Here is a 25,979-nt window from a genome sequence, read left to right as displayed (position 1 = left end):
AATAGACCAAAAAATCTGATTAATTTTTTAATTGATAATTTCTGCGCAATTTGCACGCCCACTTTGACCATGGGATGCTTGCTAGCATAATCACTAAGGCTGCAGGTAAATAAAACCTAAACAGTAGTTTGGTAATTGTGGATTATTCCAACCGGCGATGATATAGCCAATGACACCACCAATGGCAACAGGTACAGTGAAAGCGGCCGAGGATCCAATGGCTTTACGCATATCAACCCCACATCGTTGCAAAAATGGCACAACTAAAACGCCGCCACCAACACCAAACATACCGGCCAATAATCCTGCAGCTGCGCCAATACTAAGAAAGATGACAAACTCAAAAATCATATTCAATCCTTAAAATAGTGATAAAGCGAACAACTTGGCTATTTGTTTGTTAAGTGAAAGTTACGACTAGATAATTGATTCTAATTATATTTACAAAGATGTTTGTTGCAAACAATTTGGTTATTCTACCTGAGTTACTTACAATAAACCAATGGATCTATTTGCAAATAAATCAAAATTGTTATCAAGTTTAATCACAAAGTAATAGGTCAAAAGATGACAGAATGCTTAAAAACGATTATGTTATTGCGTAAATTGTAACGAATGAAAAGTTTAAAGATAAATTGAAAGGAGCGAATAATGAAAGATCGTTTAAAGTGGATTGATGATTTTGGTTTTTTAGGTGAAACTGCAAGTGGGCATTCATTAGTGATGGATGGCGGTATTGAACATGGCGGTCGCAATCGTGGCGCTCGTCCTATGGAACTTTTGTTACATGGTGCAGCAGGTTGTATGGCTTACGATATTATCGCTATTTTAAAAAATAATAAAAAAGATGTTCGCGATCTTTGGATAGAGATTGATAAAACTCAAGCCGAATCTTCTCCTAAAGTTTATACATCAATTAATTTTCATATAGTGATTACTGGTATTAATATCGATAGCGAGGCAGTTGAAAAAGCGGTGAAACTTGCTTCAGAAAAATATTGTAGTGCTTCTATCATGTTAGGTAAGACCGCAAAAATGTCGTATACCTATGAAGTGAGATAGCATCACTAAATATCTTCTTATAACAAATAATTATAACTTAATAACAAGCTGATCTTAGTGCGTTTTTTATGAATCATTTAATATTCTACTTTATTGATGATTATGATACGAAAACGATTATGCAACAGTTAAGTAAAAATATGCGGTTCCGAGATTTGGTTATACTGGGATTGCTTTTTATTGGTCCAGCAGCACCTATTGGATTATTTGGCGTTTTAGATGCGATAAGTGATGGTGCGGTTGCTTTAGTTTATATAGTAGCCACTTTGGTGATGATATTTACTGCATTTTCTTATGCTAGAATGGCAAATGCTTTACCACATGCGGGCGCCGTTTACGCTTATTGCTCTATTGGTATCCATCCTAATGCTGGATTTTTAGTCGGCTGGTTGTTACTACTTGATTATATGTTTATTCCGGCTGTTGCTTACTTATTTAGTGGCATATCGTTCAATGCCTTGGTCCAAGAAGTACCAATATGGGTATGGACTTGTGTGGCCGTTATATTAACTACCACGCTGAATTTAATGGGCGCCAAAAAGTCGGCCAAAATCACGTTGATCATACTAATAATTGAAATTATTGTCCTGCTTGCTGTGTTATCTACTGGTATGTGGATAATAATAACCAGTGAGAGTAGCAAAGATTGGTTGCAACCTTTTGTTGGAGGTAATTTATTCAGTTGGAGCAATCTATTTAATGCAGTGTCTATTGCTGTACTATCTTATTTGGGATTTGATGCTATTGCTACTTTTTCTGAAGAAAATAGCGGCCACCATAATTTAGTTAGTAAAGCGATTATGAGCTGTTTAATTTTAGCCGGTTGTTTATTTGTGGTACAAATTTATGTTGGAGCTTTACTTAATCCTTATAGCTCAGACTATTTGCGTAGTCATCCCGAACTACAAGGTAAAGCTTACTATAATATTGTTAATCAAGAAATTAACTTATGGTTAGGATGGGCACTAAGTTTAATGAAAGCCATTGGTGCATCATTTGCTGCAATGGTTGGACAAGCCGCAGCAAGTCGCCTTTTATTTAGTATGGGGCGTGATAAGCGTTTACCTCCAGTTTTTGCTAAAGTGGGTAAAAAAAGCGGTGTGCCGACAATGGCTATTTTATTTGCTGCTTTATTTAATTTATGTTTAGTAGTTATTGCTGCGAATAATGCACAAGGGTTACCAACGTTAGTGTCATTTGTTGATATTGGCGCATTAACTGCATTTATTATGTTACATTTATCTGTCATCGGTTATTTTAAGTTCAAAAAAGGCTGCAAAGGCTGGCTTTCATGGATTTTAGATATTTTTATGCCTATTATTGGTATTGTTGTGCTATTACCCGTATTATTTCATATTGATAATGATGCTAAGATGGTCGGTATTATTTGGTTAGCGATAGGTGTGATTATTCTCTATTTAAACAAAGATCGAGCGCAATTACGATGGTTAGAAAGTAATAAATTCAATTAATTTATTGAAAGCTTATGATATCATTGATTAATTATTAATGTTTTACTATTTTATTTTTGTATTATAACAAAAATGCTATCAGAAATATTACGTGGCGCTTTAATTTCAGCCAGTCTAATTATTGCTATTGGTGCTCAAGCAAGGGTTATTAAAAAATCATATCTTTTGTGTGTCGGCAATTTGTTTTATCTGTGATTTTGCTTTGATGTCTGTGGGTATTTTTGGGGTAGGTACCTTTATTGGTAGCAATCCTTTAATTACTAATATACTCGCGATATTAGGGACGGTTTTTTTAGTTTGGTATGGCTTTTGTGCGTTTAAAAATGCAATTAAAGGCACAAGTAGTATGCAAATCGAATCACAAGTTCCTAACAATAACAACTTATTAAAAGTTGTACTAGCAACTTTGGCGATCACACTGTTCAATCCTCATGTCTATTTAGATACTGTTGTTATAGTGGGGGGAATTGCTGGCACGTTAACCAGTGAACAAAAACTCGCTTTTTTGATTGGTGCGGTTTGCGTTTCATTCATCTGGTTTTTTAGTATTGGTTATGGGGCAAGATTACTCACACCGTTATTTAGACAAAAAAGAATGTGGGTTATATTGGATTGCATTGTTGGTACTGTAATGTTCTATATCGCTTACCGATTAATTATTTATGTGATTTATAAAAATTAAACAAAAATTTGTAAGTTGGCCATGTATATTACTGACAAAAAGATAGTGTATGTTTCGACTGATTTTTAATTCGCGCTGAAGTGTATTGCGATAAAAAACTATTAATTCATCATTAGTTATTAAATAACATATCAATTAAGAATGTGACTTTTCTCACAATTACATCAACAAATTAAAAGATAGGATATCTTCTTTATCTTATTAATGTTAGTTTACATGGTATAAATTTGGATTGTTACTATATCGTCAATTGACGATACAGGCAAAACCTAAACATTTTGGTTAACAAAGTGTTTAGGTTTTTTTGTTTTGTATAAAGGCAAAAAAGGCGAGGTATTAATTCGCTATAGCAGAAATTATAAGATGATTTGTTGCTATGTATTCAAATCAACTATTTTAAGAATTTAATATTAATAATAAATGTGTCATAGATCACTTAAGGATAATAAGATGAAAAGTAATATTTTAAAACCAGCGCTATTAATTAGTGCTGTTCTAACAACAAGTCCGTTATTTGCTATTGACCAAATCAAACTTGAAAGTCATCAATTAAAAAAAGTTATTGTTGATAACCTTGAATTTAAGGATATGGATAAAGATGGAAAACTAACGCCTTATGAGGATTGGCGTTTATCACCACAACAACGTGCACAGGATCTGCTTTCAAGAATGTCATTAGAAGAAAAAGCAGGGATAATGATGCATGGTAATGCGCCAAGTTTAAACAATGAAATTGGACGTGGTGATAAATACGATTTTGAAAAACTAACCGCTTTAATTTTGAATGATAAGGTTAATAGCTTTATTACCCGATTAGAGGTTAATCCTAAGGATTTTGCAGAGCAAAATAATCAATTACAACAAATAGCAGAATCCTCTCGTTTATCCATTCCATTAACGATCAGCGTTGATCCTAGAAATACGTTTTATTATGGCAATGAATTAGGCATAAAAAGTGGTTTTAGCCAGTGGCCTGGCACATTAGGAATGGCGGCTATTGGTCGTGAAAAAGATATTAATGAATATGGCAATATAATTCGACAAGAGTATAGATCATTAGGGATAACGCAAGCATTATCACCAATGGCAGATTTGGGTACTGAACCTCGTTGGGCTCGTTTTGAAGGTACATTTGGTGAAAATCCTGAATTAAGTAAAAAGATGGTTAGAGGTTATATTTCAGGAATGCAAGGTAAAGATGGTTTAAATTCACAAAGTGTCGCCGCTGTTGTTAAACATTGGGTGGGGTATGGCGCCGCCGAAAATGGTTTTGATAGTCATAGTGCTTATGGTAAATATGCACTTTTCACACAAAAAAATAGTTTGAAAGAACATATTATTCCATTTACTGGCGCTTTTGAAGCAAATGTTTCTGGTGTTATGCCGACTTATTCTATACTAAAAAATGCTCAAATAAATAATCATAAACTTGATGCAGTTGGTGGTGGATTTAATTCTTTTTTATTAAAAGATTTATTACGTGACACCTATAAATTTAAAGGCGTTATCATGAGTGATTGGAATATTACGAGTGATTGTAATGAAGTTTGTGTCAATGGTACCCCTTTAGGTGTTAAACCCAAAGTAGAAGGAATGCCATGGGGCGTTGAAAATCTGACCAAAGAGCAACGTTTTATTAAAGCCATTCAAGCAGGAGTTCAACAATTTGGAGGTGTGAGTGATAGCTCAATTATTGTCACTGCTGTTAAAAACAAAAAAATTGCTGAAAAAGACATCGATAACGCAGTGTTGGCTATTTTGATGCAAAAGTTTTCTTTAGGTCAATTTGAAACACCATATGTCGAACTAAGCAAAACAAGTTTTGTTGGCAATAAAGATTTTCAAAAAGTGGCAAATCAGGCTCAATATAATTCGCTGGTATTACTTGAAAATACACAAAAAATGTTACCATTAAATCCTAATAACAAAATCTATTTATATGGATTTTTGCCAGATACTAAAAGTCTTTTAAAGAATAAAGCTAATATTGTTGATGATTTAGATCAAGCTGATGTTGTTGTAGTTCGAATAAATGCGCCTTATGAACAAAACCATAAAGGTTACTTTTTTGGTTTAGAACATCATGAAGGATCATTGGCATTTCCATCTAATGATAAAGATATTGAATTTATCGCACAAGCAAGTAAAAGGCATCCCATCATTGTTACCGTGTATTTAGATAGACCGGCTGTTCTTACAGTTTTAAAACAATATGCTAGTGCGATTATTGCTAATTTTGGGGTCAATGATGAGGTGTTATTTGATCGATTACTTGATAACAAACCTTATTTAGCTAAAATGCCATTTTCATTACCCGATTCAATGGATAGCGTGCAACAGCAAGCGTCAGATTTACCAAACGACATGAAAGCACTCTATCCGCTTGGTTATGGTTTAATGCATTAATTATATATTTTAGCTCAAACTTAATCTGACAATCACTTATTATTCATCGGATTTCATGTTAGTAAAACGTGCGTCCGATGAGTAAAATAGACTCTCTAATTGCTTTTACATGACTGGTAATTTTTCGCCGAACTTAGTTTACCAAATATTTGTATTGTGCATATCTGTCGCAATTAATCGTTTTTGGGGGAGATATACTTTAGCAAAAGTCGCCTTGGATAATTATTTATGCACATAAGTAACTTGAGTGTTGAATCTGTATTTCATCATGAACTTTGCGCAATGAATTGTTTTTTAAACAACTTATTCAAAAAGTGGTTCTACTCGTCTTTCTTTATCGGTTTTTATGACTTGTTTGTTGCAACGTAAGTTGATCACCTTGCTGATAGTGTTGTTTGAAGTGATAACTACTATCACGGCTTATGCCTACCTCTCATTTTTCTAAGGATTATTAAACATTTACTAGCTGTAATTGTTTTATTAAAGGATGTTTTCGACATATTTACAAGTTTGTTGAAAGTAAAGCTTTTCTGTATAGGTGTTTTTTTATTTTTGATTAAAAAGATTATTTGATAATTGATCAATTGTCTTATCCAATATCAATGGAGAGTGTTAAACAGCAGGCTTCTGTTTTGCGATGGAATATATCATTACATCTATTGGATTATGATTTAACTCTTTGATGCATCGAATTATTCTATATATTGTTATTTTGTTGATGCTAATAAAGTGGCACTTTGTCATTTATTTAATATTAACCACAGCCACAATCATTATTAATAGCTTGTTTTTTCTTCGCTTGTTGTTTGGCTACAATGGCATTAACCTTTTTGGTTACAACAGTTAAGAGCTCTTTTGCATCAGAATAATTTTGTTCAGCAGCCTTAGTAAACCATTGTTTGGCTTTAAAATAGTTCTGTTTTACGCCAGTTCCATTGTAATAGAGCGTTGCTAATGTATATTGAGCAATTGCATCTCCTTTTTTAGCCGCTTTTATGTCCCACTCAATGCCTTTTGCATAGCTTTGCTTTGTTCCTTGCCCGTTATAGTACAATAAGGCTAAGCTGTGTTGAGCAGCAATATGACCTTGATTGGCCGCTTTTTCAAACCACTCTTTTGCTTTAATATAATCAGACTGTGCTTTTGGTTGTTGCTCAAAACCATCTTCAATACCTTTAAATTGACGTTTTTTAGCATATGAGCCATCAGCATACATAAGGCCCACATGATATTGCGCTTGAGGATCATTTTGTTCGGTTGCTTTTTGATATTCCTGATAAAAATCGAATAATGTTTGTTGATCAGCATTAGCAGCAATACTAAAACATAAAACTAGTGATAATTTTGCAAGAAATTTTAGCATACGATTTCCTTAAAAATAAATAATTTAATCATTTTATAGTATTTGTTTAGTATAGCGTAATTAATTGCATTGTTTATTGATTAAAAATTGGTGTTATGAAATGGAGGGGCGTGAGCTTGATTATTCGGCATATTGTGTGTCTTACTCTCTTAGTAGGGACTAACACTAAGTGTTGTTCAAATTCGTTCTAGACGAATTTTTCGAACGTTGGCATCATCATCGCTTTTTTGTTTAGATTAAGTAATGTTCAACGATTAAGTGTAGGTGCTATTAAAATGGTGGGTCGTGAGCGATTCGAACGCTCGACCAACGGATTAAAAGTCCGCTGCTCTACCGACTGAGCTAACGACCCATCTGAAGATGGTGGGTGATACCGGGTTCGAACCAGTGACCCCCTCCTTGTAAGGGAGGTGCTCTCCCAACTGAGCTAATCACCCCAAGCGTTTCATTAACGAAACTTCACGGTAAAGATTGGTGGGTGATACCGGGTTCGAACCAGTGACCCCCTCCTTGTAAGGGAGGTGCTCTCCCAACTGAGCTAATCACCCTTACCGTGTGGATGTGCATTATAAGGCACGTCTTATTTCAGTCAACCTTTTTTTTTAAAATTTCTCTAAAACCTGCTTTGTTCGGTTTAATTTTAAACATTTTTTGTGTAATAGTTCACAAAAAATAGTTTCTGTCGCTTTTATTTTGGAAACTGTGTTTATGATTACGCCATACAGTTATCAGAAACTAGATGATAATCCATCATGATTTTTAAAAGAGATCGCATTATTATTGATGTGAAACTTACAACTTTACACTATAAGATAGTCAATGCAGTTAAGCAAAATGCTATAGCAACCACTAGCAAAGATTTAATTGCATTTAATTATCAAAATGCAACTGATTTAGATGTTTTTATTGATGGGTTACGAAAAAAAATTTCTGTGCATGCTGAATTTGAGCTTAATTTTGATAGCAGCTTGATTCAAGTGCAACAACTAACTTTGCCTGATGTAAAGCTAAATGTAAATGAATTGATTTTGTATATTGAAGCAAACATTTATAAATTATTTCAATTGCCAGCTAAAAGTGTATTTTTTGATTTTGTTTATTCAGCTGAGCAAACAAAACAAATTAAGGTAATAATAATTGAACGCCATTATATTGATAATTGGATTAATCTTTTCAAAAAGTATGAACTATTATTAACATTTTTGGGTTGTCGATTTGAAAATACTAAAGTTAATTTTTTACCCTGGCGACAAGAAAAACAAACTAAGTGTCAACGGCAACTGGTAGGAGTGGTTACCGGTTTTATTGGTATAATTGGTTGTTCGCTCTGCTATTTGTGGATACAAGCACGCAATGATCTACAAATTTATGATAAAAAATTGTTACACCAGCAAGAGGTGGCTCAAAATCTAACCGAAAAATTATCCAATGATTTGCCTAATCCATCATTAAGCCAAAAACAAATTCAGCAATTGTTATTATTACTTTCAAAGCAATTGCCTTCCTTAATTTGGCTCGAGTCTTTTTATTATGAACCACAAAAATTAACAATTGAGGGAAAAAGCTTTAGTTATGTTGAGATAACTAATTTTAATCAATATTTGTTAACACTAGAAAATATCACTAAAAGCCAAATAAAGACTATCTCATCCAATAAAAGTAATCTATTTTTTGAAATGGAAATAAAACTTAATGAACAGTGAATTTTTTTATCGCCCAATTTGGCAACAATATATGTTTTGTATTTTATGTTGCTTGATGCTTTTTGTTATCGTTTATCTCCTTTTTATTAAAGATATTCAGCAACAAGCTATGCTAAAGGCAAAGTTATATCAGCAAAAAATTATTCAAACAGAGTTGCTACAGGCAAAAGTAAATCGTTATCAGACAAGTAAAAATACTTTATATAGTTTAATAACAGAAAAAGAACTGGCTCAGGCGATTGAGAAAAATAATCTTGTATTACGTTCCTTTAAACATTATCAAATGGATAATACGGTTAATTGGGATATTGAATTAGAGGGGCAATTTTGGAATTTTATCACTTTAATTTCATCATTGACGGATGATTTTTATTATCTTGATTTTCAAAATCTAAAAATTAGCAAGCAAGAACAGCAGCTACAGATCATATTTACCTTATTGTTTAAAAAGGATATGAAGTGATGCACTGTATATATAAGTACATTGGATTATTGTTTGCTATCTGTTTTGAGTTAAAGGCTTATATGCCTTTAGAACGAGATCCTTTTCAACAAAATTACTCTGTTTCCTGTAGTGAACAAATAGCATTACTGCTTGAACAAATTCAAGTTTGGCATTTTAAGGGGGTTATGAAACAACCTGATGATTATTATCAACAGATTTGGCTAATATCTGATAATCAGTGGCTAGCAATAACCAATGATGCGGTACCAAATGTTTTATTTCCTTGGTCTGTAGAATCTGTACTAAACGATAAAATTATGTGGCAGGCAGATTTACCCGATTATTGTCATAATAATGTGTCATGGACAATGTTGTTAAATGAATAATAAAAATCGTACAAATCAAACGTATCAATGGTTCAAACAATATATTAGCAAATTAATTAACGCTAAAATAAGTTTGTTAGGCTTTATAGTCTTTATATTTGTAACAATTGGCTTAAATGCTGCTTATGCAAATATAAATCAATCATCAAATGTCAAACAGCAAAAAAATATCTCAATGACATTTTACCAAACCGACATTGCAATTATTTTGCAGGCATTAGCTGATAGTCAGCAGATGAATTTAGTTATGTCAGACGATTTGCCAATGAAACAGACCATCAAGCTTAACAATGTCAATTGGCATAAAGCGCTAAAGATCATATTAGACTCTGCAAATTTACAAGCTGAAATTGACGATAATATTTTGTTTATTTCTAAAGCGATAGATCCAGAAATTTTATTGCAAAAACAACAATTAGAACAAAAAGGAAAAGAATTAAAGCAACCGCTTAATTCTGTATCTATAGCTATTAATCATGCCGATCCAACGACCTTAGTTGAAATGATTCAACAGCAAGGGGTATTATCAGAAAGGGGGAGGGTTTCACTTGATAAACGGACCAATTCACTTATTATTTCTGATTTAGCAAAACAATTTACTCATATCGAAAAGTTAGTTAAAACACTTGATAAACCTATACCTCAAGTGCATATTTCAGCACATATTGTTACCATGAGCGATGAAAGTATGTCAGAGTTGGGGATTAAATGGGGATATTCAGGAAAATCATCACAATTTTTAGATAAGTTTAATATAGGGCTAGGGGCGAGTCACCCCACTTCTACTCTGGGTTTTAATTTAGCTAAACTCTCGGGTAATTTACTTAATTTAGAGTTATCTGCGCTCGAATCTGAAAATCAACTTGAAATTATTGCTAGTCCGAATTTACTTACCGCTAATCAAAACATGGCTTCAATAAAACAAGGTACTGAAATTCCTTACGAAGTTTCTAGCGGTAGTAATGGGGTGACATCAATTGAATTTAAGCCCGCGGTATTGGGGCTAGAAGTAACGCCAAAAATACTGTCTGATGATCGCATGATTTTAGATTTACATATTACACAAAATACAGCTGGCCGCTCAATAAAACGTAGCGATGGTGGTGAAGCTCTAGCAATTGATACGCAAGAAATCAAAACACAAGTTCAAATAAAAAATGGCGAAACAGTAGTATTAGGAGGGATATTTCAACAAGTTACCACCAACGGTCAACGAAAATTTCCTAGTGTAGGCAATGTGCCAATTATTGGCAATTTATTTAAACATAACAGCAAAAAACAACAAAAACGAGAATTAGTTATTTTTATTACGCCACAATTGGTTGAGTAAATGCTAATGGAGTTGTATCATATTTTCAACTTGTTTTAGCCTTGGCTTTGATAAGTAATGATTGTTTTAAAGAATATTATATTAGTCATTATTATTACCATTTATTATAAAAGTAGAGAATATTATGCATGTTGTTGCTTCTGATTTAGACGGCACTTTATTAACTCCCGAACATAGCTTATCACCTTATACTAAACAAGTCCTTCAAGCGCTTCGTAACAAGGGCATTCATTTTGTTTTTGCAACTGGCAGGCATCACATTGATGTTGCTCAAATGCGAGAAAATATGGAAATTGATGCTTTTATGATAACGTCAAATGGTGCTAGGGTGCATGATAGTGAAGGTCATTTAGTTTTTAGTCAAAGTATTGAACCATCACTTGCAAGTGAAATAGCTAAAATGAGTATGGAAGATTCCTTAGTTTATACTCATTTATATCGTGGTGACGAGTGGTTAATTAATAAAGAAGATACCTTTTCATTAGAATTTTATCGAGACACACAGTTTACTTATCAGTTATTTAATCCACTTGACTTTGATAACAATGATATAGCCAAAATTTATTTTACTACTACAGATAATGCTCTTTATCCACATCTGGTTCAGCTAAAAAATCGACTAGATGCAAAATTTGGCAATAAAATTAGCGTCGCTTTTTCTACTTTAAATTGCCTAGAAGTGATGGCCGAAAATGTGTCTAAAGGCAGTGCATTAAAAAAAGTGGTTGAAAAATTAGGTTACAGTTTAAAAGAGAGTATTGCTTTTGGTGATGGTATGAATGACTATGAAATGCTAAAAGCTGCAGGTAAAGGTTGTATAATGCAAAACGGTAGCTCAGAGTTAAAGGCATTGTTGCCAGAATTAGAGGTGATTGGATCAAATGCTGAAGATGCAGTACCACATTATTTAAGTAAACTATTCTTATAATTAACAAATATATTGAAAAAATGAACATAACTATCGACAAAGAACTCAATACGCTTGGATTGCGTTGCCCCGAACCTATTATGTTGATCAGAAAAACGATCAGAGAACTAGCTATCGGGCAAATTCTTTATGTAATCGCTGATGATTTTGCAACTACTCGTGATGTTCCTAGCTTTTGTCGCCATATGGATCACGAATTACTGTCGTCGCAAATAGAATCCCAACCCTATCAGTATTGGATTAAAAAATCCCATTAGTCTAACAACTTTTTTACAAGCAATTTCAAGAAAGAGGGTGTGTATATTAAATTAATTCAATTTGCTTTAAGTAAAAACGTAATGTTCGCCAATCATTAGGTTGAAAACTATCAACCATTAACAAAAGCGTACAATGTTTGCCATCGTGTCGGGATTTTAAATTCAACATAACTACATAACGAAATATTAATGGCTTATGCATTAAGTACCAACGTTGTTTGTGCCAATATATTTGATTGATACAGTGAAATAACGCAAACTCGTCTTTAATGGTTTTGAAATAACACAAACTGCGCCACCATTGTATTATTAATAATAAGATAATAACAAAGGTATAACTATTTAGGGTGGTGTCAGCAAACATAATTAAACAAAGTACCATTAATATTAAATAAAAAAAGGTTGAAATTAGTAATTGCAACTTTGATATTCTAAGTTTTATGCTCCACATAATGCTTACTCTACTTAGTTAAAATGGAATTATTTCATGAATTTGTTAAAAATTGCTTAAAATAAGGATAAAGATGGGAGATAATGCACACAATTACAGTATATTTTAATGGATGAGAGATCAATCGTTAGCATTTTCCTTTTATGTCAATGTGAAGATCTTTACCTAAACACTGGTTTACTAAATGTGGCGCAGAGATAACTCTGATGCCATTATTTTTGCCTTAAAAATTTAGATAGGAAGAATTTGTGATATTAATTAGAGTGTTAAAATTTATTCTAAAATTATTCATCGGTTTATTTCTTAGTGCTTTAGCTATTGGTATTGCAGGTTATGCTTATTATTCAAAAGATCTACCCGATGTTGCTACATTAAAAGATGTTAGATTACAAACACCAATGCAAGTATTAAGTAAAGATGGTGAGTTAATTGCTATTTTTGGTGAACGGCGTAGAACACCACTAAAATATAACGAAATGCCACCAATGGTTGTTAACGCAGTTATTGCAACTGAGGATGCCCGTTTTCATGAACATTTCGGCATCGACCCAATTGGTATTGTTCGAGCGATGTATATTGGTTTAAAACAGAAAGGATTTTCTCAAGGTGGTAGTACCATCACTCAACAAGTTGCTAAGAACTTTTTTTTAACACCCGAAAAAAGCATCACACGTAAAGTCAAAGAAATGATTTTGGCTATCCGAATGGAAAAAGAGCTATCTAAAGAAGAAATTATGGCACTGTACCTTAATATGATTAACTTCGGCTCTCGAGCATATGGCGTTGCAGCAGCATCTTATACTTTTTTTGGTAAAACCCCTGAACAGTTAACGGTTGATGAAGCGGCTTTATTAGCTGGTTTACCAAATGCACCATCCGCCTTCAACCCAATTACTCATCCAGATCGCGCATTAATTAGACGTAATTGGGTATTAGGACGTATGTTAGATCAATCCTACATTACTCAAGCTGAATATAATGCTGCAATTATTAAAGCACTTGGAACAAGTTATCATGCACCACAAATTGAATTTTCAGCTCCTTATGTTGCAGAGATGGCACGTCAATTTATGTTTGATAAATTTGGAGAAAATGCCTATACAGATGGTTATAAAGTCTATACTACTATTTCGAAAACAGATCAAATAGCAGCTAAAGAAGCTGTGCAAAAGCATATTATTGATTATGATATTAGGCATGGTTATCGTGGTGCTGAAAAAGTATTATGGCAAGCGAATGAAATGCCGTGGAATTTTGAACAGATCCAGCAGACCCTTAGTAAATATATATGCTATAGCGGCATGTGCCCAGCTGTAGTTATGACATCTTCAGATAAAGAAGCTACAGCGGTATTATCTGATAAAAGTAATATTACCATTGACTATCAAAACATGAAATGGGCTCGTCCATTTATTAGTGATACAAGACAAGGTGCTTACCCAAAAAAAGTATCTGATACCCTCAAATCAGGGCAACTAATTTGGGTGAAAAAGTCAGATACAGATTGGGAATTAGCGCAAATTCCAGCGGTAAATGCTGCACTTGTATCACTTGATTCAGACAATGGGGCAATCAAAGCGATTGTGGGCGGTTATGATTTTAATTTGAGTAAGTTTAATCGAGCAACTCAGGCACTTCGACAGTTAGGATCTAACATTAAGCCATTTATTTACACCGCCACTTTAGAGCAAGGCTTAACGATGGCAACTCTGCTTAATGATGCACCTATTGTCCGTTCTGCAGGTAGTGCAACATGGCGACCAAAAAACTCACCACCTATCTATGCAGGGCCATTACGTTTAAGAATAGGGCTGGGAATGTCTAAAAATGTTATGATGGTAAGGGCTTTGCGTGCAGTTGGTATAGATTATGCGGCAGAGTATTTAGAACGTTTTGGGTTTCCTAAAGAAAATATTTCACATAACGAATCGTTAGCTTTAGGCTCCGCTTCGTTTACGCCATTGCAAGTGGCAAGAGCCTACGCAGTCATTACCAATGGTGGTTATTTAATTTCTCCATATTTGATTGAAAAAATTGAGGACAATAATGGTAAAGGGGTTATTTATCAGCATCAACCTTTGATTGCGTGTCACAATTGTGCTGATAATGACGCTATGGTTGAATCAATACCAGTATCTCTTGCTAATGTTGAAAATGAATTAAATGAAACGGGTAATGAAGAGCCTGAACAAGCAAACTTAAGAGTAGATGATAATTTAGTCTTACCTAATATCGACACTGCTAATAAAGTCACTGATGTCACACCAAAATACGCACCACATACGGTAAATAGTGGTATTGCATTTATTATGAAAGATGGTCTTCGATCTATCGTATTTGGTGGCTCAGATTGGCAGGGTACTGCATGGCGAGCAAAAGTATTGGGTAGAAAAGATGTCGGAGGTAAAACAGGGACAACTAACTCATCTAAAGATGTTTGGTTTTCTGGATTTGGTGGCAACATTGTCACGACCGTTTGGATGGGATTTGACGATCACCGCCGTGACTTAGGTCGAACTGTCCGAGCCGAAGCAGGAGCTGTAACTGCAAACCCAGTGTGGGTTGATTATATGAAAGTTGCTTTAAAAGATGTGCCGGTAGTAGAAGATGTAAAACCACAAAATGTAATTTCTGTCACTATCGATCAAAAAACAGGATTATTACCTCAACCTGGCTCTAGAACTATGTCAGAGTACTTTATAAAAGGTACCGAACCAACGACTTATGCAACCCAAGAAGTTGGCACGAGAGTAACAGATTCAGAAGGTAATACTTCTGAGCTATTCTAACAAAGGATTTAAAATGAATGGTTCAATAAGAATTATTGGCGGAAAATGGCGTGGACGTAAATTGTCTGTACTTGACAAGCAAGGATTGCGACCAACCACAGATCGTATCAAAGAAACGCTATACAACTGGTTAATGCCTGTTATACACGATAGTAGTTGTTTGGACTGTTTTTCTGGTAGCGGATCATTAGGCTTTGAAGCCGCATCACGAGGAGCAAGGAGTGTTACCTTGCTTGAAAAAGATAAACAAGTTGCGCAACTACTTAACAAAAATAAACAGCTTATTGCTAGCGACATAATCGACATTTATCATATTGATACTTTACAGTGGCTAAACAAGCCTGCTGTAAAACAGTTTGATATTGTATTTATCGATCCACCATTTCATCAAGCACTGGTGGCAAAAACGGTTAGCGAGCTTGAGAATAATAACTGGCTAAAGCCGTCAGCTTATATTTATATTGAAACAGAAATAGATCATGATCTAACTGCTTATATTCCATCTAACTGGCATTTACATCGCGAAAAAACTGCCGGACAAGTTCACAGTTATCTATTTATACGAGAAGGTAATTAATGTTCATATTTATAGGAAAAGTATTGTATGCATTGGTATGGTTGTTTTTAGTATTTAACCTTATTCATCCTTATCCGCGACCTGCCAATGTGGTGACTAATATCGGCTTAATTGCCTTTGTGGTAACTCATGGTTTACAAGCATGGATGTTACACTCAACTATGACCAAGCAAGAAAAGCAACAAGACAAATTCAAAGTACTACGCCTGTTCTTATTTGGCGTTTTTGAATCACTTAGTTGGAAAGATAAAAAATAATAATAAAAATAGTTGCGAGATACAAAAATTTTTGTATAATGCTCACCACTTCTTTCGAAGTACCTCAATAAGCGGGAATAGCTCAGTTGGTAGAGCACGACCTTGCCAAGGTCGGGGTCGCGAGTTCGAACCTCGTTTCCCGCTCCAAATTTACTTTCACAGAAGTTCATTAGAGTCCACAAATCATTTATTTTAAAGACGTTAAACCAATTATTGGTTATTATGATTTTCTTGGAAGAGAAAACAAACCCGTATGCCATTCAGCAGCTACCCTGAAATAGATTTAAAACAGGCTTGTAGCTTTTATTGAAGTGGTTCAAGCAAAATTAGCAGGAGGTTTAGAGCCTCGTTTATCAAAGCACGACACTGTAGAACCCAAGAAGGAAATAGTGGAAACATTCAACAATGTTTACGAAGTTTGCTTTAAAATGGCTTGAGTTTAAATTAAAAAAAATTGAATGCTAAATCCTCAAATGAAAAAAGAATAAGGGTCGCGACAGTACTGAAGTTCAAATTAGACGAGCCTTTGATAATGATTTTTTCCCATCTTAAAAGACAAATACCTGCGTGATGTTACAAGAGCGGGTTTATTATTGATTTAAAAGAGAATCGAAAAACGTAACGAACTATCGGTTCAGAGTGTAAATACCCCATTTTTAGTACACACAACTAACGTAGAAAATTATGCTGCCTGTTTTCATGTTTCAATCCTCTTTTACTTTTATCATGGAGAATTTTCTACTTTTTTTGCTGTACTATTTTAGGGGGATAGTTACAACTTTAGCCTTCATTCATTTCATTAATAGAAGCTAAAGATTTATTTCTTTTTTGAGAATGAAACAAAACATAATAATGTCATAAATGTCAGTATAGCTACAGCGCACCACACAGCACTCCACCCATAGCCATGGGCGATACCAGCAATGATAATAGGGGTTAGAAACGAAGTGATAAATACGGTAGTACCAACCATACCCAAGGCTGTCCCTGCGCGTTCAATACCTGCTTTTACTGCTACCTCAGTATAAGCAATACCATGCCATGCATGACCAAATAAACCAGTTAGCACAACAAATACAATCCCCATATATGTATTATTTACCATTAAACAGAGCATCAAGGAGGCTATTCCGCCAAGTATGGCGTAGTATTTTAATAAGGGGATACGATTCTTTTTTCTGTCTGTATAGTAGCCTGACCAAATTCTGAGTATTCCGCCGCCAATCTGCACACTAATGAGAATAACAGAGATTGATGTTAAACCTATATGTAGGATATCGCGCATATAGATACCGCCAAACGTAAGTACTGCCATTTGAGGTACCGTTAGAAACCCCGCGGCCATAACTACTCTCCAGACTTCAATACTTTTCAGCGGTGAGGGAGGTGAGGGAATAGTAAGCATTGATTTGGATACATATTTTGATTCGGCATGTTTAGCGTTGATAAACAACACAACCACAAGACCAACGCTCAAGCCTGCGATGGCTAACACGGTAAACATCAGTTCAAAACCATATGAATAGGTCAACCAAGGTAGTAGTCCTGTACCAATCGCTCCGCCAACCGGGATTGCAGTTTGGCGAACACTCATGGCAAATCCACGTTCACTATCATCAAACCATGACATGACTGTTCTGCCTGATGATGAGTTAATACTACCGCTGAAAGCCCCTGTTATTGCTAGGGCTGCGCCCAAGTGTATATACTTGACACCTCCAGGTGAAGCCTCTGGTGTAAGTGATATGGCGATTAAAGCATATACTATCGCTGATGACCATAAGCCGAGAATTAGAACTTTTTTGTCACCTAGTTTATCGGTGAGTAGCCCCCAAAGTATTTCTGAAGCCGCAACGCCTAATCCCATCGAACCTAAAACAAAACTAAGCTCGTATAATGAAAAATGATAGGCATCTCGCATTAAAATTCCGGTGATAGGAATGCCAGCAAAACCCATGGCAAATGTTGCTTGTGCTAGAACGCCAATTGCAAGTACAAACCAACGATAATTATTTTTTTTATCCATTTTTTTCCCCTTATTCTAATTACATACCAAGTAGTATGTTTCTGTTTTATGGTATCATGTTTTTTATATAAGTAAATTTAAATAAATTTAATTTTTATATATAGATATTAATTGTTTTGATTTCAGTTAGTAAACGGTTTACTTTTATATTAAAATACTAATTGGTATGTTTTTAAGTTTTATTAATTTTATTGGAGACAATAATGACTAATGTAGCAATTAATGGTTTTGGGCGTAGTTTTGTACGCGCATTACAGGATTGTTTACACGATATCAAAATTTTTGCGATTAATGATCTGGGTTCAATTGAGCAACTCGCTCATATTTTAAAATCTGACACAGATTTTAGCCGTTTTGCTAAAAGTATTGATGTAATAAAAGATTGCAGTCTATCAAGAATCTAATCCAGAGAATTTATTCTGGGAAAAACACCAAGTTGATGTGGTACTAGAATCAATAGGCGTGTTTAATGATGGTAAAAAAGCACAAGCTCATCTTGAAGCCAACGATAAGAAAGAACTTATTTCTACACCTGCAAAAAATGTTGATTTAACCCTTGTACAAAGCGTTAATGACTACTTGTATAACAAAGATGGACACCACATTATTTCTAATGCTTCATGTACTAAAAATTGTTTAGCGCCTTTGGTTAAAGTGTTGCATGAGAATTTTGGAATTAAATCAGGTTTTATGACTCCTGAATTAAAAGGCAAATTATTGGGGGGAATCAGTACGTGTCCTTGTAATTGCAGGTCAATGATAGACCTTACGTTAAATCTAGATAAAAAAGTGACAGTATAATTAGTAAATGATACTATCAAAGAAATCACTAGCTCGAAAAAAAATGGATAAAGCTATTTCATCTGATATGATTCACAATCCAGCCTCTTCTATTTTGATTCTAAGCTAACTAAGGTGATTGATGATAACTTACTCAAACATGTCAGTTGGTACTACGATGAATGGGGATTTTCGAACCGTTTAGTGGATACAATTATCCAAATTAGATAATTGGTTAACGAAGCATACCATCAGCTGATGATGTGTTCACTTATAATACAATGAATAACGAAAAAAACGCGAAACAAAATTCCAGAGAAAAGCTAATTCTAGCAATGGCAGATCTCTTATTAGAAAAAGGCCTAGCGAATACTAGTCCTAAGGACATTTTAGAATGCTCAGATGTTGGGCAAGGTAGCCTTTATCATCACTTCGATGGTAAAGAAGATTTAGCTTTACATGCCATAATCTATAATGTAGAACAATTAATAAGCATTAATAATGCAGTGCTAAATACCGATAAAAATGCCTATAATAAACTTGCAGATCTGCTATTAAAACCTCGTAATATAGATAGAGGTTGTTTAGTGGGGCAAATGGCGCGGGATCGTTCTATTATGGAAAAGCCCAATTTAGCCGCAGAGGTTACTCGCGGATTTGAGGCAATGAAACAAACGTTAGAAAGCCTTATCAGAATGGGTATTTCTGATGGTAGTATTGCTAATACTCTTGCGCCTTTAGAGGCGGTAACACTTATCCTATCCACTTTGCAAGGCGCTTATATTTCCGCAAAGGGTTTGCAAGATGATTCATATTTTCGTCTGACAATTAATTCCCTATTGAAAATATTTACGCCAAAATCATAGTTTATTTGTGTTAAATTTGCGTTGAACTATGTAGGTAAATTTTAGAGTACCTACGAAATATATAAGATTATGTTCAAAGCAAGCGATAGATGAGTTAAACCATCACGCATGGTGCAATAATGTAAATCATTTTATTATTTAATTATCTTACTACTATTTCAAAATAGACATAAACCATTCCACCGTTTTGGGATCTTGATGTGAGAAGAATAAGCTATGACCAGTATCTAAAGTAGCAATACGCGCCATTTCTTGCTCTGAAAGGGTAAAGTTAAATACATCAAAATTTTCTTTCATCCTAGCTTTTTGGGTGGATTTTGGAATGACAACAATACCATTTTGAATCAGAAAACGCAGTGCAACTTGTGTGACCGATTTTTGATGTTTTTTACCGATTTCAATAAGTACTGGGTTTTGAAAGAAGTTATTTTTCCCTTCGGCAAATGGTCCCCATGATATTATCTGTGTGTTTAGCTTTTGTATCACTTCACGTGCTAATTTTTGCTGTTGAAATATATGCGTTTCAATTTGATTAGCCGCTGGTTTTATACGAACAAAATGTTCTAAATCAATCAGGCGATCGGGGTAAAAATTGCTAACGCCAATGGCTTTAGCCTTGCCTTGTTCATAAGCTTCTTCCATTGCGCGATAAGTTCCATAGTAATCATTAAATGGCTGATGGATTAATAGCAAATCAATATAATCTGTCTTTAATTTGCGTAATGATTCTTCGATCGATTGTTTGGCTTTTTCATAGCCTGCGTTGGTAATCCATATTTTGGTGGTAATAAATAGTTCTTGACGGGAAATTCCACATTTTTGTATGGCATTGCCAACCTGTTTTTCATTGCCATAAGCTTGTGCAGTATCAATCGCACGATAACCAACACTAATTGCATCTAAGACACATTGTTCACACTCTTCGGAATTTATTTGATATACGCCATAACCAAGAATTGGCATTTTAATGCCATTGTTTAATGTGATATGTTGCATGCTGTCTCTCTTTTTTTAGTCAATAACCATTTATGTATCATGAATATTAATATCAGTTTAAGATGAATGATTTTTCAATCTAAATGCCATTATTTGGCTAAATTTAAAATAGTGGCAATCACTTGATGGTTATAAATGTCATGCATTTGCCAATCAATAGCATTTTGCGTGGCATTATCTATGATAAGTTCTAGATTATGTTCGTCAATATTGAGCTGCCTGAGTGTGGTTGGTGTACCTATTTTGTTAAACCATGCTCTTAATGCTTCAATACCTTGTTCAGCTGTTGATAAGTCAAAAATCTCTTTAGCAAAACGTTGGAACTGTTTTGGATTGCGATCTTGATACCATGTCATCCATGCCGGTATGACGACTGATAATCCAGCACCGTGAGGGACATCATAAATGGCACTCATGGCATGTTCAATCATATGGTTAGGATAGCTAAACCCTGCTGTACCTAAATAGGTTAACCCATTTAAAGCTAGCGTTGCCGCCCAAGCAAATTCACCGCGTGCATCTAAATTGTTGGGATTTTGTAAGAGTATTTCGGTAGTGCGGATCACGGTTTTAATATTGGCTTCGACTTGTAAATTGATCAGTTCGGGTTGTACCGACGCGGTAAAGTATCCTTCAATAGAGTGGGCAATAATATCGGCTGCCGAATACACGAGATAATCACGACTGATTGTGGTTTGAAGTTTAGGATTAATCACTGACACTTTCGGAAATAGACTAAAACCATGAATTGGGTATTTTTGTTTAGTTTCTTCGTTTGTGACAACACTGCCATTATTCATTTCACTGCCAGTTGCAGCTAAGGTCATTATATCGAATATCTTAAGTGCTTTAGTTACTGCGGTACCGGTAAAAAAGTCCCACACATCCCCTTCGTACAGACTACCAGCGGCAATCGCTTTTGCGCTATCTAAGCAGGAGCCGCCTCCAATACTAAGTACGCTGTCAGCACTAAATTTTTTAGCAATTTCAATTCCTTCTCGAACTTTACTTAAAACAGGATTACTCTTAATTTTGCCACATTCTGTAAACTCAATGCCATTTTTACTCAGGTTTGTGGTTACAAGATCAAATAAACCAGACTCTTTGATGCGGTCACTACCAAAGATAATGACCACTTTTTTAGCGCCAAATTCTTTCATATATTGACCTATGTTTTTTTCTTTATCGATACCAAATTCTATGCGAGTTGGATTTTGAAAACTAAATTCATACATAATTTATTCCTTTATATAACGTTATGTTAAATAAATATTAATCGCGATATCCGACCAAAATTTTGCTGTTGCACCGCCATAAATTAATAAATCACTACCAGTAATATAAGCTCCTTTTTCTGACATAATGAGTTCGGCAAGATTGGCAACTTCATCTGGAGAACCACCACGACTAACTGGTAATTCTTTAAGCATTTTGCGGTAAAAATCTTTACGATCTCCATTGAGTTCCTCATCGGTTAACGGTGTGTAGATTGCGAACCAATGAATAAAGCCGAACTACCTTTTGCATTATCCCACTAAATGTGTCAAATAATAGCGCATTACCGTATAAATCGACTTCAAATATTCGCGGTGCAGAAGCTTGGGAAGGGGATACGCCAGCCGTGTTGACTAAGCCCAGAACATCACCCTGAATAGTAGCCACTCTTTCATTAGCTAATGATATTAATTTGTGTGAATGGCGAACGAATAAAGCTAACTTCATTTCATGATTTTGTAACAAAACAGGAATAACGACTTTAGCTAAGCTTCCACTAGCGCCAAGTATTAATATATTTTTCATTTAATTTGCCCGTTAGATAAGTATGGCATTATTTTAACGATAGCTTTTATTGAGATAAATGGGAGATTGTTTTATAGTGTAGTGAATTAAATTCACTAATAGCATACGATTATGTATAACCTTAATGAATTGAATTACTTTATTACTGTGGCTCAGACCAGCAGTTTTGTAAAAGCAGGGCAATTGTTGGGAATTAGTTCATCGGCGATTAGCCATAGTATGCGAAATTTAGAAGCTAGATTGCATTTGCGCTTATTTAATCGTAATACCCGTAATGTGTCGCTGACCGAGGCGGGAGAGCAATTGTATCGAAAAATTTCCCCTTTGTTTGATTCAATCAATCAAGAAGTTAATGCATTAAGTCATTTTACCAATACGCCATCAGGGACAATCAGGATTAATGCACCCAGCATCGCGGTAGAACATATCATCTATCCTAAATTACGCGATTTTTTGCCTCGTTATCTTCTAATTAGAATTGAGATTCAAGCTGATAATAGCTGGGCTGATATTGTTAAACAAGGCTTTGACATGGGATGTCGGTTAGGCGACGATCTTGCTAAAGAGATGATTGCAGTAAAAATATCGCCACCGCTAAAAATGACTTTAGTTGCTAGCCTTAAATATTTAATAAGAACATCAATACCAGAACAAATTAAAGATTTAGATAAGCATCGCTTAATTGGAATGCGAATATCTACTCAACATGGTACAGAATTACCATGGGAATGTACACAAGCAGGAAAGACAATTAAATATCATCCTCATTCACAATTTATAATTAATAACCATTTACGTAAACAAGCGGCTTTAGATTGTTTAGGTATTACTTGGATTGCTCGAGCAGATGTTGAGCAGGAATTAGCATCAGGTGAATTAGTTGAATTATTGCCCGATTTGCCATTACCTATGATTCTTTTTATCTTTATTATCCAAGTCGCAAAGGTCATTCGAATGTGTTTAAATTGATCATTGATGCGTTGAGGTGTTGATACTAACAATGGAACATTTAAAACTTGATTAAGTTTCTAATGTTCACTTTTGGTGCAAATTAGCCTTGTTAAATGTTAATTATTTATTGTTAGTTGTCATAATTAATTATTTTTAATTGCTTTTTATGCATAGGTGCAGCGGTTATAAAAACTTCAATTAAGCAAAAATTTTGCACTATGGCATGATACTTGCATTACTATAAAAGATAGTGGAAATCACTAATAACGTAGTGATGTCGAGCATTGAAAAGGCACTTAAGAGGAACATTCATATGGAAAATCATCGCAGTAGTCGCGTTACTTTTGTTAAAAATCGGCGTGCCTCATTAATCAGTGCCATTTTTTTAATGGCGACTTCGGCAATTGGTCCGGGCTTTATTACCCAAACAGCCACTTTTACCGTCACTCTTGGTACTGCTTTTGGGTTTGGTATTTTAGCCTCTATTATTATTGATTATGTTGTTCAGCAAAATATTTGGCGAATTGTTGCGTTAACCAAAATGAATTCTTCAGATATTGCTAATGCGACGATTCCATTTAGTGGTTATATACTTGCGGTGCTGATCATATTTGGTGGGTTGGTATTTAATATTGGTAATATAGCCGGTGCTGGTTTAGGTTTAAACGCACTTGTTGGGCTTGATCCTAAATGGGGGGGAGCAATTAGCGCACTCTTAGCGGTTTATATATTTTCATCCCGTAAAGCCAGTCATTTTATTGATCGTTTAATGATTGTTTTTGGTTTGCTCATGATTATTTTGACCTTGTTTGTGGTATTTGCTTCTCAACCACCTGTTGGGCAAGCTTTAAAGGAAACGGTTTTTCCAAGCAGTATTGATTTTGCCTCTATTACGACTATTGTTGGTGGAACGGTTGGTGGTTATATCTCTTACGCTGGTGCTCACCGATTACTTGATAAAGGTATGGTTGGTGCTCAGCATATCGATTATGTTTCGGGCGCGGCAACCAAAGGAATAATGGTTGTGGGTTTGATGCGTTACATCTTATTTTTAGCCATTTTAGGTGTGGTTGCAAGTGGTGTGACAATTGACATTTCAAGCTATGCTGCCAATCCCGCATCACAAGCCTTTCAGGCCGCTTTAGGTGAATTGGGGTTACGTATTTTTGGTTTGATTTTATGGGCTGCTGCGATAACCAGTATTATTGGCGCTGCCTATACTTCAATGACTTTTATTACCCCTTTTAAACGGGCAATTACAGAAAAGCAACGCCAGTTTGCCACTATTGTTTTTATTGTTGTTTCGCTAGCTATTTATTTAATTATGGGAACCGCACCTGTATCATTATTAGTTTTTGCGGGTGGTTTTAATGGTTTAGTTTTACCGCTTGGTTTAACTATTTTTGTCTATATTGGTTGGCGACGTGCTGATCTTATGTCTGGGTATCATTACCCAAGATGGCTATTGTTATTAGGTATGATTGTGTGCGCTATTACTTGGTATATGGGCGCTATGTCGGTGGCGACTATTTTTAACTATTTAAAATAGAGGACATATGACAATCGCTAAATGTATTGATTTAAACAGTGACCTTGGCGAGAGCTTTGGTCAATGGCAGATGGGAAATGATGAGGCAATGCTAAAAGTTGTTAGCAGTGCCAATATAGCTTGCGGATTCCATGCAGGATCGCCAGCGGGTATTTTAAAGACATTAAAAGCGGCCAAAGCTAATCATGTCGAAGTCGGTGCTCATGTCGGTTATCCTGATTTAGTTGGTTTTGGCCGTCGTAATATGGATATAGCCGCCGATGAATTAACCGCAGATGTGATTTATCAAATTGGTGCACTCAAAGGGTTAGCCGCTTCAATTGGCGCTAAGGTGAGTTATGTTAAACCTCATGGTGCATTATATAACACAATTGCGCATGATAAGCGTCAGGCAATGGCAGTGATTGATGCACTTTGTTCGGTTGATTCAACACTGATTTTAGTTGCGCTTGCGGGCTCAAAGCTCATTGAGTGGGCTAAAGAAAATGGCTTGCGTGTGGTTGCTGAGGCTTTTGCTGATAGGGCATATCATGCCGATGGTACGTTAGTGTCTCGTAAAGAAGCCGGCGCTGTGTTGCACGATCCCGATCTAGTTGCAGACCGTATGCTACAGTTAGTGAGTGATGGTGGTGTGACTTCTATAGACGGGCAGTTTGTCGGTATTGAGGCAGGATCAATTTGTGTTCACGGCGATAGCGCTGGTGCTTTAGCAATGGCGCAAAAAGTTCGTGAAAAATTACAACAAAATGGCATTAATATTGTCTCGTTTGCTAAGGTAAATAATCATTAGATTAGTTAAGTTTTGGAAACTTAATTAAGTTAACGAAAAAATAGCACTATGATTAGATACGAATTTGTTAAGCCGGCAATAAAGTTAGTCTCTGATATGACACAATGCTATAA

The 25,979-nt window shown here is 35.1% G+C and carries 26 protein-coding genes, 4 tRNA genes and 1 pseudogene; 20 read left to right on the top strand and 11 right to left on the bottom strand.

Annotation, left to right across the window (positions count from 1 at the left end; genetic code table 11):
- Positions 1-93: 93 nt before the first annotated feature.
- Positions 94-351, bottom strand: coding sequence for a TSUP family transporter (locus tag BQ5209_RS01240; protein WP_085246757.1), 258 nt, complete (start codon positions 349-351; stop codon positions 94-96).
- Positions 352-651: 300 nt separating this feature from the next.
- Between BQ5209_RS01240 and BQ5209_RS01235 the strand changes: the two genes are divergently transcribed.
- The 4 genes from BQ5209_RS01235 (at position 652) to BQ5209_RS01220 (ending at position 5,622) form a co-directional block, all read left to right on the top strand.
- Positions 652-1,062: an OsmC family protein gene (locus BQ5209_RS01235; protein ID WP_085246756.1), complete on the top strand. Its 411-nt coding sequence runs from the start codon at positions 652-654 to the stop codon at positions 1,060-1,062.
- Positions 1,063-1,130: 68 nt separating this feature from the next.
- The gene (locus tag BQ5209_RS01230; RefSeq protein ID WP_208609908.1) at positions 1,131-2,534 is read left to right on the top strand and encodes an APC family permease; all 1,404 of its coding nucleotides are present in this window, start codon (positions 1,131-1,133) and stop codon (positions 2,532-2,534) included.
- Between the two features lie 130 nt (positions 2,535-2,664).
- Positions 2,665-3,216 (top strand): LysE/ArgO family amino acid transporter, encoded by a 552-nt coding sequence (locus BQ5209_RS01225; protein ID WP_208609907.1) that lies wholly within the window; start codon positions 2,665-2,667, stop codon positions 3,214-3,216.
- A gap of 450 nt (positions 3,217-3,666) precedes the next feature.
- On the top strand, positions 3,667-5,622 hold the full coding sequence (locus BQ5209_RS01220) for a glycoside hydrolase family 3 protein (RefSeq protein ID WP_085246755.1): 1,956 nt from the start codon (positions 3,667-3,669) through the stop codon (positions 5,620-5,622).
- 754 nt (positions 5,623-6,376) lie between these two features.
- Here BQ5209_RS01220 and BQ5209_RS01215 read toward each other — a convergent pair.
- The 4 genes from BQ5209_RS01215 to BQ5209_RS01200 form a co-directional block, all read right to left on the bottom strand.
- Positions 6,377-6,985, bottom strand: a complete 609-nt coding sequence (locus BQ5209_RS01215; RefSeq protein WP_085246754.1) for a tetratricopeptide repeat protein — start codon at positions 6,983-6,985, stop codon at positions 6,377-6,379.
- A gap of 276 nt (positions 6,986-7,261) precedes the next feature.
- A tRNA-Lys gene (locus BQ5209_RS01210) sits at positions 7,262-7,337 on the bottom strand.
- 9 nt (positions 7,338-7,346) lie between these two features.
- Positions 7,347-7,422 (bottom strand) — tRNA-Val (locus BQ5209_RS01205).
- Positions 7,423-7,457: 35 nt separating this feature from the next.
- A tRNA-Val gene (locus BQ5209_RS01200) sits at positions 7,458-7,533 on the bottom strand.
- Between the two features lie 204 nt (positions 7,534-7,737).
- On the opposite strand from BQ5209_RS01200, the gene BQ5209_RS01195 reads away from it, so the two are divergent.
- The 6 genes from BQ5209_RS01195 (at position 7,738) to tusA (ending at position 12,034) form a co-directional block, all read left to right on the top strand.
- Positions 7,738-8,688 carry a PilN domain-containing protein gene (locus BQ5209_RS01195; RefSeq protein WP_085246753.1) on the top strand — a complete coding sequence of 317 codons (951 nt, stop codon included), beginning with the start codon at positions 7,738-7,740 and terminating at the stop codon, positions 8,686-8,688.
- Positions 8,678-9,151 (top strand): hypothetical protein, encoded by a 474-nt coding sequence (locus BQ5209_RS01190; RefSeq protein WP_085246752.1) that lies wholly within the window; start codon positions 8,678-8,680, stop codon positions 9,149-9,151. Before BQ5209_RS01195 ends, BQ5209_RS01190 begins: the two co-directional genes overlap by 11 nt.
- A complete protein-coding gene (locus BQ5209_RS01185; protein ID WP_085246751.1) occupies positions 9,151-9,519 on the top strand; it encodes a hypothetical protein in 369 nt (122 codons plus the stop codon). The genes BQ5209_RS01190 and BQ5209_RS01185 overlap by 1 nt, the downstream gene beginning before the upstream one ends.
- Entirely contained in the window at positions 9,512-10,849 is a 1,338-nt protein-coding gene (locus BQ5209_RS01180) for a secretin GspD/PilQ domain-containing protein (RefSeq protein WP_085246750.1), read from the top strand. Before BQ5209_RS01185 ends, BQ5209_RS01180 begins: the two co-directional genes overlap by 8 nt.
- 121 nt (positions 10,850-10,970) lie before the next feature.
- On the top strand, positions 10,971-11,777 hold the full coding sequence (locus tag BQ5209_RS01175; RefSeq protein WP_085246749.1) for a Cof-type HAD-IIB family hydrolase: 807 nt from the start codon (positions 10,971-10,973) through the stop codon (positions 11,775-11,777).
- A gap of 20 nt (positions 11,778-11,797) precedes the next feature.
- Positions 11,798-12,034 carry a sulfurtransferase TusA gene (gene tusA, locus BQ5209_RS01170; RefSeq protein ID WP_085246748.1) on the top strand — a complete coding sequence of 79 codons (237 nt, stop codon included), beginning with the start codon at positions 11,798-11,800 and terminating at the stop codon, positions 12,032-12,034.
- Positions 12,035-12,080: 46 nt separating this feature from the next.
- Here the strand turns inward: tusA and BQ5209_RS10980 are convergent, their stop codons facing one another.
- Positions 12,081-12,485: a protein YgfX gene (locus tag BQ5209_RS10980; protein WP_085246747.1), complete on the bottom strand. Its 405-nt coding sequence runs from the start codon at positions 12,483-12,485 to the stop codon at positions 12,081-12,083.
- A gap of 257 nt (positions 12,486-12,742) precedes the next feature.
- Between BQ5209_RS10980 and BQ5209_RS01160 the strand changes: the two genes are divergently transcribed.
- The 4 genes from BQ5209_RS01160 to BQ5209_RS01145 all read left to right on the top strand — a co-directional run bounded on the left by BQ5209_RS01160 (position 12,743) and on the right by BQ5209_RS01145 (position 16,255).
- On the top strand, positions 12,743-15,274 hold the full coding sequence (locus BQ5209_RS01160) for a PBP1A family penicillin-binding protein (RefSeq protein ID WP_085246804.1): 2,532 nt from the start codon (positions 12,743-12,745) through the stop codon (positions 15,272-15,274).
- Between the two features lie 13 nt (positions 15,275-15,287).
- Positions 15,288-15,851 (top strand): 16S rRNA (guanine(966)-N(2))-methyltransferase RsmD, encoded by a 564-nt coding sequence (gene rsmD / locus BQ5209_RS01155; protein ID WP_085246746.1) that lies wholly within the window; start codon positions 15,288-15,290, stop codon positions 15,849-15,851.
- Positions 15,851-16,108, top strand: coding sequence for a DUF1145 domain-containing protein (locus BQ5209_RS01150; protein ID WP_085246745.1), 258 nt, complete (start codon positions 15,851-15,853; stop codon positions 16,106-16,108). Before rsmD ends, BQ5209_RS01150 begins: the two co-directional genes overlap by 1 nt.
- 71 nt (positions 16,109-16,179) lie before the next feature.
- A tRNA-Gly gene (locus tag BQ5209_RS01145) sits at positions 16,180-16,255 on the top strand.
- Between the two features lie 670 nt (positions 16,256-16,925).
- Here BQ5209_RS01145 and BQ5209_RS01140 read toward each other — a convergent pair.
- Positions 16,926-18,134 (bottom strand): MFS transporter, encoded by a 1,209-nt coding sequence (locus tag BQ5209_RS01140; RefSeq protein ID WP_085246744.1) that lies wholly within the window; start codon positions 18,132-18,134, stop codon positions 16,926-16,928.
- A gap of 203 nt (positions 18,135-18,337) precedes the next feature.
- On the opposite strand from BQ5209_RS01140, the gene BQ5209_RS10760 reads away from it, so the two are divergent.
- The 3 genes from BQ5209_RS10760 to BQ5209_RS01130 all read left to right on the top strand — a co-directional run bounded on the left by BQ5209_RS10760 (position 18,338) and on the right by BQ5209_RS01130 (position 19,780).
- Positions 18,338-18,538: a glyceraldehyde 3-phosphate dehydrogenase NAD-binding domain-containing protein gene (locus tag BQ5209_RS10760; RefSeq protein ID WP_208609905.1), complete on the top strand. Its 201-nt coding sequence runs from the start codon at positions 18,338-18,340 to the stop codon at positions 18,536-18,538.
- Positions 18,539-18,575: 37 nt separating this feature from the next.
- Positions 18,576-18,935: a hypothetical protein gene (locus BQ5209_RS10755; protein ID WP_244168425.1), complete on the top strand. Its 360-nt coding sequence runs from the start codon at positions 18,576-18,578 to the stop codon at positions 18,933-18,935.
- 314 nt (positions 18,936-19,249) lie between these two features.
- On the top strand, positions 19,250-19,780 hold the full coding sequence (locus tag BQ5209_RS01130; RefSeq protein WP_167370289.1) for a TetR/AcrR family transcriptional regulator: 531 nt from the start codon (positions 19,250-19,252) through the stop codon (positions 19,778-19,780).
- 153 nt (positions 19,781-19,933) lie between these two features.
- On the opposite strand, the gene BQ5209_RS01125 is transcribed toward BQ5209_RS01130, so the two are convergent.
- The 4 genes from BQ5209_RS01125 to BQ5209_RS01115 form a co-directional block, all read right to left on the bottom strand.
- Positions 19,934-20,776 (bottom strand): aldo/keto reductase, encoded by an 843-nt coding sequence (locus BQ5209_RS01125; protein ID WP_085246742.1) that lies wholly within the window; start codon positions 20,774-20,776, stop codon positions 19,934-19,936.
- Between the two features lie 89 nt (positions 20,777-20,865).
- Positions 20,866-22,011, bottom strand: coding sequence for an iron-containing alcohol dehydrogenase (locus BQ5209_RS01120; RefSeq protein WP_085246741.1), 1,146 nt, complete (start codon positions 22,009-22,011; stop codon positions 20,866-20,868).
- 21 nt (positions 22,012-22,032) lie between these two features.
- A complete protein-coding gene (locus tag BQ5209_RS10575; RefSeq protein WP_370737816.1) occupies positions 22,033-22,206 on the bottom strand; it encodes a hypothetical protein in 174 nt (57 codons plus the stop codon).
- Between the two features lie 37 nt (positions 22,207-22,243).
- The gene (locus BQ5209_RS01115) at positions 22,244-22,576 is read right to left on the bottom strand and encodes a Rossmann-fold NAD(P)-binding domain-containing protein (protein ID WP_085246740.1); all 333 of its coding nucleotides are present in this window, start codon (positions 22,574-22,576) and stop codon (positions 22,244-22,246) included.
- Positions 22,577-22,687: 111 nt separating this feature from the next.
- On the opposite strand from BQ5209_RS01115, the pseudogene BQ5209_RS01110 reads away from it, so the two are divergent.
- From BQ5209_RS01110 to BQ5209_RS01100, 3 genes and pseudogenes are all read left to right on the top strand, one after another.
- Positions 22,688-23,568, top strand: a pseudogene (locus BQ5209_RS01110) (LysR family transcriptional regulator).
- A gap of 272 nt (positions 23,569-23,840) precedes the next feature.
- Entirely contained in the window at positions 23,841-25,076 is a 1,236-nt protein-coding gene (locus tag BQ5209_RS01105; protein WP_085246739.1) for an NRAMP family divalent metal transporter, read from the top strand.
- 13 nt (positions 25,077-25,089) lie between these two features.
- Entirely contained in the window at positions 25,090-25,866 is a 777-nt protein-coding gene (locus BQ5209_RS01100; protein WP_085246803.1) for a LamB/YcsF family protein, read from the top strand.
- Positions 25,867-25,979: the final 113 nt, after the last annotated feature.

The organism is Gilliamella mensalis (assembly GCF_900103085.1).
GTDB classification, from domain to species: Bacteria; Pseudomonadota; Gammaproteobacteria; order Enterobacterales; family Orbaceae; genus Gilliamella; species Gilliamella mensalis.
The sequence above is the reverse complement of the archived record's forward strand: the minus strand, read 5'-3'. Positions and strand labels throughout refer to the sequence as shown.